Origin of the sequence: Candidatus Protochlamydia amoebophila UWE25 (assembly GCF_000011565.2) — a bacterium.
GTDB lineage: Bacteria > Chlamydiota > Chlamydiia > Chlamydiales > Parachlamydiaceae > Protochlamydia > Protochlamydia amoebophila.
Window position 1 is genome coordinate 2,308,241 of the sequence record NC_005861.2, and the last position, 16,233, is coordinate 2,324,473.

At 35.3% G+C, this 16,233-nt stretch carries 14 protein-coding genes and 1 pseudogene; 9 read left to right on the forward strand and 6 right to left on the reverse strand.

The window, feature by feature from the left end; all coding sequences use genetic code 11:
* Nucleotides 1-409: 409 nt before the first annotated feature.
* A pseudogene (locus PC_RS11555) lies at nucleotides 410-2,463 on the reverse strand (leucine-rich repeat domain-containing protein).
* 404 nt (nucleotides 2,464-2,867) lie between these two features.
* Nucleotides 2,868-3,158: an ankyrin repeat domain-containing protein gene (locus tag PC_RS09235; protein WP_011176466.1), complete on the reverse strand. Its 291-nt coding sequence runs from the start codon at nucleotides 3,156-3,158 to the stop codon at nucleotides 2,868-2,870.
* 596 nt (nucleotides 3,159-3,754) lie between these two features.
* On the opposite strand from PC_RS09235, the gene PC_RS09240 reads away from it, so the two are divergent.
* The 8 genes from PC_RS09240 to PC_RS09270 all read left to right on the forward strand — a co-directional run bounded on the left by PC_RS09240 (nucleotide 3,755) and on the right by PC_RS09270 (nucleotide 13,962).
* The gene (locus tag PC_RS09240) at nucleotides 3,755-4,069 is read left to right on the forward strand and encodes a hypothetical protein (protein WP_011176467.1); all 315 of its coding nucleotides are present in this window, start codon (nucleotides 3,755-3,757) and stop codon (nucleotides 4,067-4,069) included.
* Nucleotides 4,038-4,316, forward strand: coding sequence for a type II toxin-antitoxin system YafQ family toxin (locus PC_RS09245; RefSeq protein ID WP_011176468.1), 279 nt, complete (start codon nucleotides 4,038-4,040; stop codon nucleotides 4,314-4,316). Before PC_RS09240 ends, PC_RS09245 begins: the two co-directional genes overlap by 32 nt.
* Nucleotides 4,317-5,829: 1,513 nt before the next feature.
* Nucleotides 5,830-7,356 carry a hypothetical protein gene (locus PC_RS09250; protein WP_011176469.1) on the forward strand — a complete coding sequence of 509 codons (1,527 nt, stop codon included), beginning with the start codon at nucleotides 5,830-5,832 and terminating at the stop codon, nucleotides 7,354-7,356.
* Nucleotides 7,357-7,687: 331 nt separating this feature from the next.
* The gene (locus PC_RS11560; protein WP_181679116.1) at nucleotides 7,688-7,828 is read left to right on the forward strand and encodes a hypothetical protein; all 141 of its coding nucleotides are present in this window, start codon (nucleotides 7,688-7,690) and stop codon (nucleotides 7,826-7,828) included.
* A 170-nt stretch (nucleotides 7,829-7,998) separates the two neighbouring features.
* Nucleotides 7,999-8,388 carry a DNA/RNA non-specific endonuclease gene (locus PC_RS09255; protein ID WP_181679117.1) on the forward strand — a complete coding sequence of 130 codons (390 nt, stop codon included), beginning with the start codon at nucleotides 7,999-8,001 and terminating at the stop codon, nucleotides 8,386-8,388.
* Between the two features lie 483 nt (nucleotides 8,389-8,871).
* The gene (locus PC_RS11565) at nucleotides 8,872-11,250 is read left to right on the forward strand and encodes a leucine-rich repeat domain-containing protein (RefSeq protein WP_044045276.1); all 2,379 of its coding nucleotides are present in this window, start codon (nucleotides 8,872-8,874) and stop codon (nucleotides 11,248-11,250) included.
* A gap of 23 nt (nucleotides 11,251-11,273) precedes the next feature.
* Entirely contained in the window at nucleotides 11,274-11,660 is a 387-nt protein-coding gene (locus PC_RS11570; protein WP_044045277.1) for a leucine-rich repeat domain-containing protein, read from the forward strand.
* 622 nt (nucleotides 11,661-12,282) lie between these two features.
* Nucleotides 12,283-13,962, forward strand: a complete 1,680-nt coding sequence (locus tag PC_RS09270) for a leucine-rich repeat domain-containing protein (RefSeq protein ID WP_044045278.1) — start codon at nucleotides 12,283-12,285, stop codon at nucleotides 13,960-13,962.
* A 162-nt stretch (nucleotides 13,963-14,124) separates the two neighbouring features.
* Here the strand turns inward: PC_RS09270 and PC_RS09275 are convergent, their stop codons facing one another.
* The 4 genes from PC_RS09275 to PC_RS09285 all read right to left on the reverse strand — a co-directional run bounded on the left by PC_RS09275 (nucleotide 14,125) and on the right by PC_RS09285 (nucleotide 15,746).
* The gene (locus PC_RS09275; RefSeq protein WP_011176474.1) at nucleotides 14,125-14,484 is read right to left on the reverse strand and encodes a tyrosine-type recombinase/integrase; all 360 of its coding nucleotides are present in this window, start codon (nucleotides 14,482-14,484) and stop codon (nucleotides 14,125-14,127) included.
* A gap of 101 nt (nucleotides 14,485-14,585) precedes the next feature.
* Nucleotides 14,586-14,915: a tyrosine-type recombinase/integrase gene (locus PC_RS11575; protein ID WP_011176475.1), complete on the reverse strand. Its 330-nt coding sequence runs from the start codon at nucleotides 14,913-14,915 to the stop codon at nucleotides 14,586-14,588.
* A gap of 57 nt (nucleotides 14,916-14,972) precedes the next feature.
* Complete coding sequence (locus PC_RS11795) at nucleotides 14,973-15,563, reverse strand: hypothetical protein (protein WP_011176476.1); 591 nt, start codon at nucleotides 15,561-15,563, stop codon at nucleotides 14,973-14,975.
* 3 nt (nucleotides 15,564-15,566) lie between these two features.
* Nucleotides 15,567-15,746, reverse strand: a complete 180-nt coding sequence (locus tag PC_RS09285) for a hypothetical protein (RefSeq protein WP_044045279.1) — start codon at nucleotides 15,744-15,746, stop codon at nucleotides 15,567-15,569.
* A gap of 228 nt (nucleotides 15,747-15,974) precedes the next feature.
* Here PC_RS09285 and PC_RS09290 point away from each other — a divergent pair, with 228 nt between their 5' ends.
* Nucleotides 15,975-16,223 (forward strand): hypothetical protein, encoded by a 249-nt coding sequence (locus PC_RS09290; RefSeq protein ID WP_011176478.1) that lies wholly within the window; start codon nucleotides 15,975-15,977, stop codon nucleotides 16,221-16,223.
* Nucleotides 16,224-16,233 lie beyond the last annotated feature (10 nt).

Below are 16,233 nucleotides of genomic sequence, written 5' to 3' on the forward strand. Positions count from 1 at the left end.
AGTTAAAATAGGCAGTCACATTTAAAGAGAAAGTTTTATTTTATCAATGAAGAGCTATTTAAAAAACAAATAAGGATTCATATACTTTAAATATAAGCTCTTTAGTATTTAAACTGTAAGTGCCTTAAGTCCATGAAATGATAGGATCATGAAACAAAGGGTTATAAGATCTTTGATGCGGTTAGAAGGTATATTCGATAGGGAAACATGTGGACGAAAAATGCCGTTAATAAAATTGGTCTGTAAGCTTAATTCCCATCCTATAATACATCTTATCGCAGATATTTTTCTTAAATAAGTGTCTCAGTGGGAATTGATCAACTTTAATGAAATTTTATCCTTGATTCTCTTAGGACAAAGTACTTTTTTATTTTCGGCGCTAGAATTTCTGCTTTTTATTAAGTTTTTTTTACCTAACAATTTCTAAATTGAATGAAGTTGCTAAAGTTTTAAAACAGTCTAATCCATCATCAGTAAGACGACTGCATTGGCTTAGGGCTAGATGCTGCAAACTCATTAAGGGTGTCAAATGGGCTAATCCTGCATCGGTGAGATGATAGCACCTGCTTAAATCTAGATGCTGCAAAGCCGTTAAGGGTTTTAAATGGGCTAATCCATCGTCAGTGAGATGGAAGCATTGTCTTCAATCTAGATATTGCAAAGCCGTTAAAGGTGTCAAATGCGCTAATCCTGCATCGGTGAGATTCCTGCACCTGCTTAGATTTAGATGCTGCAAAGCCGTTAAAGGTGCCAAGTGGGCTAATCCATCATCAGTGAATTTCTCGCACAAGCTTAGATCTAGATGCTGCAATCCCGTTAAGGATGTCAAATGAGCTATCCCATCATCGGTGAGATTTTCACATTGGCTTAGATCTAGATGCTGCAAAGCCGTTAAGGGTGCCAAATGGGCTAATCCATCACCAGTGAGTTCTTGCATCTGCTTAGATCTAGATGCTGCAAACCCGTTAAAGGTGTTAAACGCGCTAATCCTGCATCGGTAAGATTTTTACAGTAGCTTAGATCTAAATACTGCAAAACCGTTAAAGATGTCAAATGAGCTAATCCCGCATCAGTGAGACTCCTACAATGACTTAGATCTAGATGCTGCAAAGCCGTTAGGGGTGTTAAATGCGTTAATCCTGCATCGGTGAGATGATAGCATTCGCTCAAATTTAGATGCTGCAAAGCCATTAAAGGTGTTAAATGCGCTAATCCAGCATCGGTGAGATTTTCACAGTATCTTAGATTTAAATACTGTAATCTCATTAAAGGTTTCAAATGGGCTAATCCTGCATCCGTGAGATTTATACAGTGGCTTAAATCTAGATATTGCAAAGCCGTTAAAGGTTTCAAATGGGCTAATCCTGCATAGTTAAGTCGCCAGCAATAGCTTAGATCTAGATGCTGTAAAGCTATTAAGGGACTCAAATGAACTAATCCTGCATCGGTGAGATTCTCACAATCGCTTAGATTTAGATGTTGCAAAGCCGTTAAGGGTGCCAAATGGGCTAACCCTGCATCCGTGAGATTATCGCATCCACTTAGATCTAAATGCTGTAAAGCCGTTAAAGGTGTCAAATGCGCTAATCCTATACCGGTAAGTTTCCGACATTGGCTTAGATCTAGATGCTGCAAAGCGGTTAAAGGTGTCAAATGCGCTAATCCATCGTCCGTAATAGCTTGACACGCCTCTAAATGAAGCACTTTTAAATTTTTACAAACTTTTAATGCTAAAAGATGGGCATCTGTTAAATAAGCATTTTCTGAAAAATTAAGTGCTTCTATCTTCTTTGAGAAGCGATTTATAATTCTTTCAAATTCCGCTAACTGGGAGGTCTGGTTTAATAAGGCACTCACAACGGTGAACTCTAAATAATCCTTCAACCTATTTAATTGATAGCGATGTGTAAAATTTAAAAGTTCTTTTAATTCGACTAAGCTTTCTTCAGTGGAGCTAAAGGGTTCAAATCTCTGAGATCTGTATCCCTCTATCAGCTGTTCTTCTAAGTTTTTCACAACATCTGTCAGTACATAACGATCTGCTAGATGAATGGCAGAAGTAACTTCTTCTAAGGGAACCTTAAAATTAGCGTCTATCAGGCAATTAAGAAAAAGCGTAAACTCTTTTTTTGTTAAAGCCAGAGGATGTTGCAGCGTTTCTTGAAAATTTCCTGACCAAAGAGTTTTAAAATAAAGGGATTTTTCCCTTAACAAAGCTAACTGAGAGTGAGAAATAGTTAGAGAAGTTCCCTCTTGAAAGCTTAGTTGAACTTCTTTAGATGAAGGTGAAAGATCGGAAGCTAGAATCGTTGACGCACTAGTTTCTTCTAGATTAGGCAAAGGATTGTCTAAGGGAGTATTTTCATTCTCAAGTTGATCGTTAATGTCTTGAGGGGGATAGTAAGATGGAGCCGTTGTATTGACAAGATGACTAGGATTAAACCCAAAATTAGAAATATTCAAAATGACCATCCAAATAAGTTAATAAATTTTAATTTATAGATATTTTAATAATATGGTATATTTAATTTATATTTGTTTTAATATTATACTTTATAAATAAAAATTATTGCAATAATTAAGAGATAAAATAAGAAGTCAAATTTTAAGAGAAATTTTCCTTTTATCAACGAAAAACGATTAAAAACTAAATAAAAATCAATATAGTTCAAATATAAACTCCTTAGTTTTGTTCTGAAAATACCTTAAGTCTACGAGACTATACAATAACAAAACAAACAGTCTACAAAGGATCTAAAGTTTTAAAACTTGCCAACCCCCAGCATTATTGATTTTTAGAAACCTATTCAAATGTAAGTATACTGCAAAACCCCCTAGAGATGTCAAAAGGGTTAGCCCAGTATCAATTAAATTGTAACAATAGCATTGACTGCTTTTGCAATCATATCAGGGTAATCACTGCTTTCAGCGCATTGAATTAATTTTTTTAAAATATCGACTTTGGCTTCTACTTTAAGATTACAGTCTACACAATAATGAAAAACAGAGTATCCGTCCTTATCTAAATACACGATGTCGGAATCATAAGAAAGGAGAAGACTGATAATTTCTAAATCTCCGCGATTTAAAGCATGCATTAAAGGTGTTTTCCCTTGTCTTCGATCTTGATGATCAATAAGGGTTTTTATCGTTTTCAAGTAGTTCTTTGACTTTATCTAGGTCCCCTTGCTTTATTGCTTTGTATAATTTTTCAATTGGACTAGATGATTTCAGATTTTATTAAATATAATTTAAGTTATTTCTCTGTAAAAGATGAAATATCCAAAAAACTATGACATCAAGCTAGGAGCAATAACAATTGTTGCTGGAGGATCTGTTAACCTACCATAAGCTCTTTTATACCATGTATAGCATCCTTTATAAAATCAAAGAGTAGAACAAATTCGTCCTAGAAAAAATTATTTTCCAAACGTCTTCTTATTGGATTTTAAAATGATTCTTTATCTTGAAAGTTAACTTTAAAGCAAAGCTAGATAAATTCATCAGCCAAAGTAAGCTAGATAGTTAATCAACAAACAAAAAAAAGAAATTGGTAACAAAATTTTTATCAGAACTGGCTAAACGCATTTTAATATATATAATTTTATTCTTCTTATTTACTAATAAAATTTAGGATCTTAGATGTATATACATTAAAGTTCATTGTTAAGGTAAAGATGTTTTTACTTATTTTGAGTTATTTACGTAAATCACTTTTTTTGTTACTCTAAATATAGATAAACAGGAGGTAATTATGCCAAGACCCGTTAAAATTCCCGTTGGTCAACAAACTAAAATTACTTTGACATGTTCAATTGAACAGCGAAAAGCTATTAGAATGTTGGCTGCGCAAGAAGATAAAAGCATGAATGAGTATCTTTTATCATTAGTAGAAGAAAAAAAAATGAGCTGCCCTCTTTGTGAAAACTATGGACCAAATGCTTTAACTATCAAAACAATGGAAGAAGCTGATCGCGGAGAAAATTTAGAAGAATATGAAAGCCTTGATGAGTTCTGGAAATCTATAGGAAAAGGCAATGCTAAAACCGAAAAACACAAAGCAGTTTAAAAAAGATTTAAAAAAATATGAACACAATAAACTTATTTTAAAAGAACTGTATCTTGTCATTGCTTATCTTTTAAATGAACAAGTTTTGCCTAATCAATACCGCGATCATGCTCTACTAGGCAATTGGCAAGGCCGTAGAGAATGCCATATTAAAAACGACACATTGTTAATTTATAAGCTGTTGCCTGAGGAGCGAGCCATACGATTTGAAAGGATTGGTTCGCATTCTGAAGTTCTAAATATGTAATAACGACAAGAAGTTTTGATCTATTCGATAATGGTTTTATGATGGAGCCTAGCATTTTTATCTTACTCTCAATGACTAATATAATTTAACAAACAAAAATTTAATAAATTATTTTTTATGTTTAATTCTTATCCTTTTTAAAAGCTTTATTAGTTCAGATTTTGATTTATACATTAGCAACCATTTGCTGAGCACTTGCCGTGATTAAGTTAAGTATTTTTGTCTTTTAAAACATCTGGAACAATAGGCTTAGCACAAATATTTTCTCTTACAAGTTTTGCACAATATTGATCCCTATATTTTTCTTGAATGGGTTATCCTTCAAGTTTGCAAAGATTTCTCATCATCAAAGCTGCTTCATAGGTTACTTTTTTTCTAAAGCTTTGCTTAAATAAGATTTAAATTCTTCCTCAGTAATAGATGAAATAACTGGGCTATTGTAACATCCAGCTAAAAGTAATAATAATGTTGCTGAAGGATCTCTACTAACGTATCATAAGCTCTTTTATAACAAGCATAGCGTTCTTCATAAAAACAAAGAATAGAGCAAAGCAGGCCTAAGAAAACATCATTTTTCTAATCCTTTTCCCATTCATTTTTAAACTGACTTTTTATTTCAGAAGTTAACTTCAAAGCAAATTGTTGATTTGCTTTATTTTTTTGTATGTCATCAAGATGTTTAGCTAAGCGCATCGCTTCGCTAAAATTTAACGCTAAGCAAATATCTTTGACTAAATAATTTGCCGTTAATAAATCCCAGTATTTTGAGAAAAAAGTTAGTAAATTTTTTGGTTTTTATGAAAAAGGATTTAAAGAGATTATATCAATCCTAACCAATGTTTGTTATGATTTTGATGTTAAACTCCCTTTTAAACCATATATAGGAGGAGGCTTAGGCTATTTTCAAGCTAATGACCGTACTCAATAGCGAAATCCAATTTTTTTCCCCTTCCACCGAATATTATTTAAAGGTAAAGGGCTGGCATGGCAAGCAATGGCTGGGAGATGAAATACCCTTTTTTTCAAAATACTGAAGCTCGGTATTAAATACCGCTTATCACAGCAGGAAAAACATCCAGTAGTATAAAGAGTTGGTTTGTCTTTAACATGCTATTTCTAATTTCTAATTGCGTTCATCAAATTCATGGTGAACGCAACTTTTCTTATCAGTGCTTATTTTATGCAGATAATTTTAGCATTACAACAATGAACAATTAACTTAATGTTTTAATAAACAGAAATAAAAAATTTAGATTTTAAATAAAATTAAACATAATTCCCGATTTTAAAAATATTATTTTCTATCTAAAATTACAATAAGTTTTGTACTGTCATTTTTTTATTTTATATATTCTATCCGATAGAATATATCTATTAAATTAAAAATGCTAAGCTATTACCTTTTAAAAAAGAGGAAAAGTTTTTAATTGATATATTATTTTCATTTTCAAGTTAAGTTGAAATATTTATCCCAATTATTTTTCCTAAATATAATTAGTATAAGGAAAGTTATATGAATTCTACTTCCGAAGTTTTCCACAACAGACAACAAGTGACATGGAGCACCCTATCTTCAAATATGAAAATACTTGTTGAAGAGATGGCGCGAGCTGCAAAAATACCAGTTGCCTTGCCTAATATAGATGGCAAAAGATCTTTTTTTCATGCCATTCAAGAAAGGCATTGCAATTTAGAAGGCTCTTACAACGGTGATTTCTGGGAACCTGCTATTAATCACTTGAAATCTTTTGAGGATTGGGAGTTTATGCTGATAAATAATCCTCCTGGATATAAGGAGTACCTAAAAAGTATAGGATATGACGATGACAATGCGCGAAAGCAGGCAAGAGTATATGAAAATGCTCATGATATTGCTCAAATAATACTACAGCATAGCGATAGCTTTGAGTGGGAAAAAACCTGTGCTTTACAACAAATGGTATGCGACATGTGGAATACGTTTGTCGAGTCAACTGAGTTTTGTACGACTAGTCATTGTTTACCTCCGATTGCTAAGTGGGCAGTCGATGAGATGGGTCCTTGGTCACTTTCACAACACTGCGTTAAAAAAGAGGATCGCATTTCTTTAAGAGGGATTAATCACCCTGTGCCTATCGTTTCTTTTCCTTTACACTATTCTTCTAAAGGAATATTAAGTTGGCCTGTATTAGCTCATGAAATTGCTCACACTATTTTGGAAACAAATTCAAAAGCTAAAATAATTTTATCAGATGCCATTAAAGAAGGCCTTGAGTTTGATTTGTCGCTTTATCCAAAAGAGATAAAAGACTTTTGGGTTGAATACTGGGGCAGCAGGCTTAGCGAGATCGGTGCTGATGTAATGGCTGTTCTTTATATGGGTCCAGCTGCTGCACTTAGCTTAATCGCATATTTGAAAGCTCATCGAGGCCAGGTGTTATCTAACGAAATAATTCTAAAAGACCCTCACCCAGCTGATACTTTAAGAGGGTTGTTAGTTGCTCATGCAGTCTCTTTCCTAAATATTTCTGATCCAGCGAAAGCAACTTGGGTCAACTACCTACTTCACGAGGTACAAAAGGATTTTGACAAACTAGATTGGGAGTTGGCAAACATATGTGCTAGGCGAGTTGCTTACATAGTCATGCATACCCCCATAATCGATGGAAAGTCATTAAAAGATATCAAATGTTGGGATAATGAAGATGAAAGTCTTATCAGTTACTATTTAGACGGTAGAAATGTGCAAGATGAGCTTATTCATTACAGAGCTCCTCATATCATTGCTAGTGCTAATTTATATCTTCTCATGGATGTGCAGTTACAGGATTCAAATGATGTTCGAATTGATCGTATATTTAAGCAAATGATTAATAATTTATACGAAGGTTGCTCGGCACCACTAGAAGAGAAGAACTCTTATTCCATAACTAAAGTAAAAAAACCTAAGAAAAAAAATAAAATAAATCCTGTAGAAGCTACTGCAATAGGAGTTGGGGGGTTAGCACTTGTAGGTATAGGCATATTAGGATTTTTAGCTTGGAGAGAATCAAGAAAATAATATTGTTAATGGATTTAACTCATTATGCATAGAAAAACAAGTTAAATTCAACCTCGCCTGCCTTGCATAGGTCTAGGTTCAAAAGAAAATAGCCAGTTTTTTGACCTGCTCCAAAATTAAAAATTGTAGAGGCAGGTCTCTCTGCTAATTTTCTTATTTAAAGTAAGTTCGACTCATTAATTAAGTTGGGGATGGCATATTAAGATAAGGTCATTATTCAATTAATATTATTAATTGTTTTTTCAATATAGGTTTTGATATTCTAAGTTGAAACATTAAAAATGATTTAAGAAAGCTTTGAAAGGGTTTCACTTATAAAAAAGAGGAACTTATGTTTAGTGATGTGGCATCCAATCAAAGAAACCAATTAGATCTTTTTTTAGAAACAAAACCAAATTACCCTAAACAACAAGTTGTCATGCAATTGATGGATGAATTCAATACAAAGATCAGAAAAAGGGCTCTCAAATAATTTCCAGAGGGATTAAAAAGCATAGAGAATGAAAGTAAAATAGTATAAAAATTTATATTCTTACTTGGTTTGGTCCTCTCGCAATCAACACCGAGCCAAGTACTATGGTGAAAAACAAACAGGCACTTTTATTAAACCTTAAATTTTTTTCCTGTTGGATAAGCTCTTTTATGCTTGGGATAGCAATTGGGATCACGAGCCAGCAAACTCCTCTGCTACGTACATACACTAACCAATTCCTTGAGCCGATAGAACTATCTGTTTTAGTTATACAAGTGTATCTTTCTCATGACGGATGCGACGGGAAACGTTATGTTACCTATCCAGTTATTGGTCCTCAAGAAGTAGCCGTCCTAACGCATTTTTTTAAAGTATTGAAACAGGAAAATTGGCATGGAAATCATGAAATCAAAGCCTATATTTTTCCGAATCAGCCTATCTCATCAAATATGCCTTTAGGCGAATTTGAAAGCACTCTTGAAAAATTGGAAAAATGCGCGGGATTGATTTTTCACAATAATATTCCTTTAAGCTGTCCTCTTCGAAAGCTTTTCAGATAAGGTACGCCAATTAAGCCAATAGGGCATTTTTAGTACGCATTGTAACTTAGATTTTAATTATATTTTTAACTCTCAAGTATAAAATTATAAAAGCCATTTTGGCATCTATCTAGCCTCTTTTAAATCTCATTAAAGCCTAAAATTAAGCTTATAAACCAATTTTTGTGGCGGCATTTTCCGTCCATATATTTCCTAATCAAATATATCCTCTAATCGCATCAAAAATCTTATAACTAGTTGTTTCCTGATCCTATCATCTCGCGGACTTAATGCAATCACAGTTTAAAAACTAAAGAGCTTATATTTAAACTATATTAATCTTTATTTGTTTTTTAATAGCTCTTCATTGATAAAATGTAACTTCCTCTTTAAATGTGACTGCCTTTATTTTATCTCATAATTATTGCAATAATTTTTATCTATAAATCATACTGTTAAAACAGCTATAAATTAAAATTTATTTCACTCATATGGACGGTTATTTTGAATATTTCTAATTTTGGGTTTAATCCTAGTTATCTTATCCATACAACGGCTCCTTCTTACTCTCAATCTCAAGAAATTAATGACCCTGTTATGGATGAAAATAATCCCTTAGTCAATCCTTTGGCTAATACAGAGGAAACTGGTGCGTCAACGATTCCAGCTCCCGCTCTTGCACCTTCATCTGAAGAAATTCAACTAAGCTTTCAAGAGGGAACTTCTCTGACTATTTCTCACTCTCAGCTAGCTTTTTTAAGGGACAAATCGCCCTATTTTAAGAATCTGTGGTCGGGGCAATTTCAAGAAACCCTGCAACACCCTCTCGCTTTGACACAAAAAGAGTTTGCGCTTTTGCTCAATTGCTTAACGAATCCTAAGTTTGAAATTCCCTTGGAAGAGATCACCTCTGCCATGCAGCTAGCAGATTCTTATGAATTGACAGAAGTGATGAAAAATTTAGAAGAGCAGTTGATTGATGGATACAAAACACAAAGATTTGAACCCTTTAACTCCACTAAAGAGAGTTTAGTCGAATTCAAAGAACTTTTAAATTTTGCACATCTTTACCAATTAAATACATTGAAGAACTATTTAGAGTTCACCGTTGTGAGCGAATTGTTAAACCAGACTTCTCAGCTAGCGGAATTTGAAAGAATTATAAATCACTTCTCAAAAAAGATAGAGAGACTTAATTTTTCAAATCAGGTTTATTTAACAAATGCCCATCTTTTAGCATTAAAAGATTGTAAGAATTTAAAAGCACTTCATTTAGAGGCATGTCAGGCTCTCACTGATGACGGTTTGGAGCATTTGACGCTCTTAACGGCTTTGCAGCATCTAAATTTAAGCAGATGCAAAAATCTCACCGATGCAGGATTGGCGCATTTAACACCCTTAACGGGCTTACAGTATCTTGATTTAAGCCATTGCAATAAATTTACCGACGCAGGATTAGCGTATTTGGAAATTTTAACAGCTTTGCAGCATCTTGACCTAAGGGGATGTGACAAAATCACGGATGCTGGATTATCGCATTTGACACCCTTGGTGGCCTTGCAATATCTAAGTCTAAGCCAATGTTGGAATCTCACTGATGCAGGATTAATTCATTTGAAACCCTTGACGGCTTTGCAGTATCTAAATCTAAGCAGATGCAATAAACTCACTGATGCTGGATTAGAGCATTTGGCGCTCTTAACGTCTTTGCAGCATCTAAATTTAAGCAGTTGCAAAAAACTCACCGATGCGGGATTAGCGCATCTGACACCCTTAATGGCTTTGCAGCATCTAGATCTAAGCATATGCAATAAACTCACTGATAGGGGATTGACGCATTTGAACCCCTTGACGGCTTTGCAGTATCTAAATCTAAGCCAATGTGATAATATCACTAATGCTGGATTAGAGCATTTGATACCCTTAACGGCTTTGCAGTATCTAAATCTAAGCCAATGTGAAAAACTCACTGATGCTGGATTAGAGCATTTGACACCCTTAACGGCTTTGCAACAACTAGATCTAAGCTGGTGCTATAAACTCACCGATGCTGGATTTGCCCATCTGACACCTTTAACGGGCTTACAGTATCTTGATTTAAGCCATTGCAATAAACTTACCGATGCAGGATTAGCCCATTTGACACCCTTAACGGCTTTGCAGTATTTAGATCTAAGCAATTGTATAAAACTCACTGACGATGGATTAGCGCATTTGACACCCTTAATGGCTTTGCAGCATCTAAATCTAAGCAGTTGCTATAAACTCACCGATGCTGGATTTGCCCATCTGTCACCCTTAACGGCTTTGCAGCGTCTAGATTTGAGCTACTGTCAGAATCTCACGGATGCAGAATTAGCCCATTTAACACCCTTAACAGCTTTACAACGTCTAGATTTGCGCTACTGTGAGAATCTCACGGATGCAGGATTAGTCCATTTGAAACTCTTAACGGATTTGCAGTATCTAAATCTGAGAGGATGTGGGTATCTTACTGACGCTGGATTAGCCCATTTGACAACTTTATCAGGTTTACAGCATCTAGATTTAAGCAGTTGTGAGAAACTCACGGATGCAGGATTAGTCCATTTGAAACTCTTAACGGATTTGCAGTATCTAAATCTAAGCAGGTGTGAAAATCTCACTGATGAAGGATTAGCCCTTTTGACACCTTTAACGGCTTTGCAGCATCTGAAACTACGCTACTGTATAAATCTCACCGATGCAGGATTAGCCCATTTGACACCCTTAACGGGATTGCAGCGTCTAGATTTAAGCCAATGCTGGAACCTTACTGATGCAGGATTAATTCATTTGAAACTCTTAACGGCTTTGCAGCATCTAAATCTGAGCGATACTAACATTTCACCGATGCAGGATTAGCGCATTTAACACCCTTAACGGCTTTGCAGCATCTAGATCTAAGCTTTTGTAATAATCTCACTGGGGATGGATTAGCCCATTTGACACCCTTAACGGGTTTGCAATATCTATGTCTAAGCTGCTGTGAGAACCTCACCGATGCTGAATTAGCCCATTTGACACCCTTAACCGCTTTGCAGTATCTAGATTTAAGCTCTTGTAAGGAAATCACTGATGCGGGATTAGCGCATCTAACACCCTTAACAAGTTTACAGCATTTAGATCTGAGCTACTGTGAAAATCTCACCGATGCAGGGTTAGCCCATTTGGCACCCTTAACGGCTTTGCAGCATCTAGATTTGAGCTACTGTGAAAATCTCACTAAAGATGGATTAACCCGTTTGACAACTACAACAGGCTTGCAGGGTTAGCGCATTTAACACCCTTAATTGGTTTACAGCATTTAGAGCTGAGTGGATGTGACAAAGTCAAAAAGGTTGGATTAGACCGTTTTAAAATTTTAGCAGCTTCACTCAATTTAAAAATTGTTAGGTAAAAAAACTTAATAAAAAAGAAGAAATTCTAGCGCCAAAAAATAAAAGAGTAATTTGTCCTAAGAGAATCAAGGGTAAAATTTCATTAAAATTTATCGACTGTCATCGAGACGCTCCTCTACGAGAAATACCTGCTATAAGATGTGTTATAGGATGAAAATTAAAATTATAAACCAATTTTAGTGGCGGCATTTTCCGTCAACATGTTTCCTAATCGAATATACCTTCTAATGGTATCAGAGCTTTTATGGCCTGTTTGTTTCATAATCCTATCATTTCATATAATTAAGGCACTTTCAAATCAAAACTGAGGAGTTTATGTTTGAACCGTATTGCTTCTTATTTGTTTTTTAATAACTCTTCATTGATAAAATGAAACTTTCTTTTAAAATGTGACTGCCTATTTTAACTTATTAATATTGCCATAATTTTTATCTATAAATAATACTGTTAAAACATCTATAAATAAAAATTTATTTCGCTCATTTGGACGGTCATTTTGAATATTTCTAATTTTGGGTTTAATCCTAGTCATCTTGCCAATACAACGACTCCTTCTTACCCTCAATCTCAAGAGATTAATGACCCTCTTGTGGATGAGAATAATCCCTTAGACAATCCTTTGGCTAATACAGAGAAAACTAGTGCGTCAACGATTCAATCTTCCGCTCCTTCACCTACATCTGAAGAACTTCAACTGAGCTTTCACGAGGGAACTTCTCTAACCATTTCTCACTCTCAGTTAGCTTTGTTAAGGGAAAAATCCCTTTATTTTAAAACTCTTTGGTCAGGAAATTTTCAAGAAACCCTGCAACATCCTCTCGCTTTAACACAAAAAGACTTTGTGCTTTTGCTTAATTGCCTAGCGAATCCTAAATTTGAAATTCCCTTGGAAGAGATTACTTCTGCCATTCAACTAGCTGATTATTATGAACTGACAGAAGTGGTAACAAATTTAGAAGAACAGCTGATTGATGGATACAAATCACAAAGATTTGAACCATTTAACTCCACTGAAGAAAGTTTAGTCAGATTAAAAGAACTTTTAAGTTTCGCGCGTCGCTGCCAATTAAATAGATTGAAGAACTATTTAGAGTTCACCGTTGTAAGCGCCTTATTAAACCAGACTGTTCAGTTAGCAGAGTTTGAAAGAATTATAAATCACCTCTCAGATGAGATAAAAAAACTTAATTTTTCGGAGAATACTCATTTAACAGATGCTCATTTCTCAGTATTAAAAGAATGTAAAAATTTAAAAGCGCTTCATTTCGAGGCATGCCAGATTCTCACGGATGCAGGATTAGCCCATTTAAAACCCTTAACGGCTTTGCAGCATCTAAATCTGAGTGGGTGCTATCATCTTACCGATGTTGGATTAGCCCATTTGACATTCTTAACGGGTTTGCAGCATCTAGATTTAAGCCAATGCTGGCATTTCACTGATGATGGATTAGCGCATTTAACATCTTTAACCGCTTTGCAATATCTAGCTCTAATGGGCTGTAAAAATCTCATCGATGCAGGATTAGCCCATTTGAAACCCTTAACAAGTTTGCAGCATCTAAATCTGAGAGGATGTGGGTATCTTACCGATGCTGGATTGGCACATTTGGCACCTTTAACGGGTTTGCAGCATCTAAATCTAAGCAAGTGCGAGAATCTCACCGATGTCGGATTAGCGCATTTGAGGCTCTTAGTAGCTTTACAGTATCTTAATCTAGATAATTGTAGAAAACTCACTGATGATGGGTTAGCCCATCTGACACCTGTAACGAATCTGCAGCATCTAGATTTAAGCCAATGCTGGCATCTCACCGATATTGGATTAGCCCATTTGACACCCTTAAAGTCTTTGCAGCATCTAGATCTAAGCAGGTGTGAGAATCTCACTGATGATGGATTAGTGCATTTGACACCCTTAACGGCTTTACAACATTTAGACCTGAGTTATTGCTACAATCTCACTGATGATGGATTAGCCCATTTAACACCCTTAACGACTTTACAGCATCTAGATCTAATGGGCTGTAAGAATCTCACTGATGATGGGTTAGCGCATTTAACACCCTTAATTGCTTTGCAATATCTAGATCTAATTGGCTGTAAGAATTTCACCGATGATGGATTAGCACGTTTTAAAAATTTAGCAGCTTCACTCAATCTAACAATTATTAATTAGAAAAACTTTCAATAAAAAGAGAAACTTAGCGCCGAAAATAAAAGCGTACTTTGTCCTAAGAAAATAAAGAATAAAATTTCATTAAAATTTATCAACTCTCATCGAGACGCTCCTCTAAGAGGCATGCCTACTATAAGATGTATTATAGGATGGAAATTAAGCTTATAAACCAATTTTAGTCGCGGCATTTTCTGTCCACATATTTCCCAATCGGATATATCTTCTAATGGTATCAGAGCTTTTATGGCCTGTTTGCTTCATGATCATATGCTCAGGAACACCAGAAATTGCAGCAGTTGTAACAAATCCAGCCCGTAAGCTATGTCCTGAGAATGAATGCTTCTGATTTTCTAAATGTTTGTTCCGCTTAATAATCAATGCGACGGATTTGGAAGTTAGAGCTTTATCCATGATTTGACCATGCCGATTGATCGGTCGAAATAATGGCCCTTCGCTAATTTTAGAACAATTAAGCCAATCATTTAAGGTTCTGACAGGACAAGTGAGAATGTTTGATCCCATAACTCTCCCCTTCCTTAATAACTTTCCCAATGTGTTCTAAAAACACAAGCGTAGCTCTTAGGATCAAAGATCTCGTTCTTCTTAGCGTTCATTCAGAACCTCTATGGTATTAAGTTAACTTTTTTGCTGGCATTATCTGATCGAGCGGATTTATCGTAAGCATAAACCATCTCCGAGGAAGCATGTCCAGTCACACGCATAATATCGCTGTCTTGGAACCCCTGCTGTTTAAGATACGTGACAGCAGATGCCCTCAAGACGTGCGGGGTGATTTTAAACGGAATACCGGCCTCTTTCCCAGCTTTGGCAAATGTCACAGCAACTTGATTGATCATCACAGGCTTTCCAAATCTCGTAATGAAAACATGTCCTTTTCTCCCGCCAATATGCTCTAGAAGCCTTTCCATAATGCTATTTGAATAGGTAATCACAGTCTCCTTGTAAACTCCCTTCATTTTTGACTGAGGAAAGGTGATTTCGCAGTTCTCTCAATCGATTTGATGGGTTTGCAGGGACAAAACTTCGTTTACCCGTTTGCCTCCCTGCAAAATCACCTTTCCGATCAAGCAATCCCTGGGATTAATTTTCTCCAATTCTTTGAAGAATGCGATCCATTGCGCTTGAAACATTGCCAATGTTTTCACCTTCTCGTTTATTCTAAAAAATGTTTTCGAACTCCCTTCCTTATTTGGGAGAGCCTTTTTTACAACACCTTGCAAACGTCGATTTAAAAACCCTGCAAAGGAGATATAGCAAGCTGCCCGTGCCTGTCGGCTGGATTCAGCCCATTCTTGTATGAGTTTAATTCTATCAATAATAGCCTCATGGTTAGTCAAAGCAAAAGCTTGCAGACTGATGAGAGGGTTGAGCAAACCAAATTCAACCAGCTTTCGAATGCCTGAACGATAATTAATCTGCGTTTTCAGGGTTAAAGTTGGAAGCCTGTAGGAAATTGCTTCTTCTACCGTGATTTCATCCAGTTTTTTCCAAACCAAATTTGTTTGAAATGCTTTTGCCTGTTCATAGGTTTCCAAAGTAGATGAGAGAAGCGGATCAATGATTGTTGGCATCAAGCTCATAAATTACTTCCCTCCCAACAGCCCTTCAAAAATTTCTCTGTGTTCTGTCAGGCATCTCAGATTTTGAAATGGAAAATTGAAAGGGAGCTTCGCTGTGGCAAGCTCGCTTTTTTCATGAGTTGTTTTCTTGATTTCAATCGGCTCTTCATGTGCTTTCTGATTTTTTGGCTTTCGTTTGATCATTGTCACCTTGACTTGTTTATAAGTAGCCTTATAAACAATAGAATCTAACCTATAATTTTTTTGTAGCAATATAATGTTTTACCAATTGATGAGTTGTGACATTAAAACTTCTTAGCTATTTAGCATAAAATACACTTTCCTACATATATAGCTAAAAATCTATTAACCTCTTAACGCCTGATCTTTTATATTTCTTACTGCCATACCATTAAAATGTTTTAAAGTAAAATGAGTGAAGAAGCTGAAAAGTTAATACAAGAAAATGCTAAAGTAATTGACAGTCATGATGAACAAATGGCTAAGCGCCGCACCAAGAAAAAAATAAAGGCTACCATTTATCTAACGGAAGAAGCTGAACAAGCATTTACTGAACTTTACATCCACCGCTTGCGCAAAGATAGAAAGATTGACCGCTCAATCATTGCTTGCGATGCTATCATGGATTTATACGAGAAAGAATGCTGCAAGCCAAACTAAAAAAATGATT

What these genes read in the sequence shown, in the direction of transcription:
- PC_RS09240 (WP_011176467.1), top strand. Translation starts at nt 3,755, where the DNA reads ATGCCAAGACCCGTTAAAATTCCCGTTGGTCAACAAACTAAAATTACT.
- PC_RS09245 (WP_011176468.1), top strand. Translation starts at nt 4,038, where the DNA reads ATGCTAAAACCGAAAAACACAAAGCAGTTTAAAAAAGATTTAAAAAAA.
- PC_RS09250 (WP_011176469.1), top strand. Translation starts at nt 5,830, where the DNA reads ATGAATTCTACTTCCGAAGTTTTCCACAACAGACAACAAGTGACATGG.
- PC_RS11560 (WP_181679116.1), top strand. Translation starts at nt 7,688, where the DNA reads ATGTTTAGTGATGTGGCATCCAATCAAAGAAACCAATTAGATCTTTTT.
- PC_RS09255 (WP_181679117.1), top strand. Translation starts at nt 7,999, where the DNA reads ATGCTTGGGATAGCAATTGGGATCACGAGCCAGCAAACTCCTCTGCTA.
- PC_RS09275 (WP_011176474.1), bottom strand. Translation starts at nt 14,484, where the DNA reads ATGGGATCAAACATTCTCACTTGTCCTGTCAGAACCTTAAATGATTGG.
- PC_RS11795 (WP_011176476.1), bottom strand. Translation starts at nt 15,563, where the DNA reads ATGAGCTTGATGCCAACAATCATTGATCCGCTTCTCTCATCTACTTTG.
- PC_RS09285 (WP_044045279.1), bottom strand. Translation starts at nt 15,746, where the DNA reads ATGATCAAACGAAAGCCAAAAAATCAGAAAGCACATGAAGAGCCGATT.
- PC_RS09290 (WP_011176478.1), top strand. Translation starts at nt 15,975, where the DNA reads ATGAGTGAAGAAGCTGAAAAGTTAATACAAGAAAATGCTAAAGTAATT.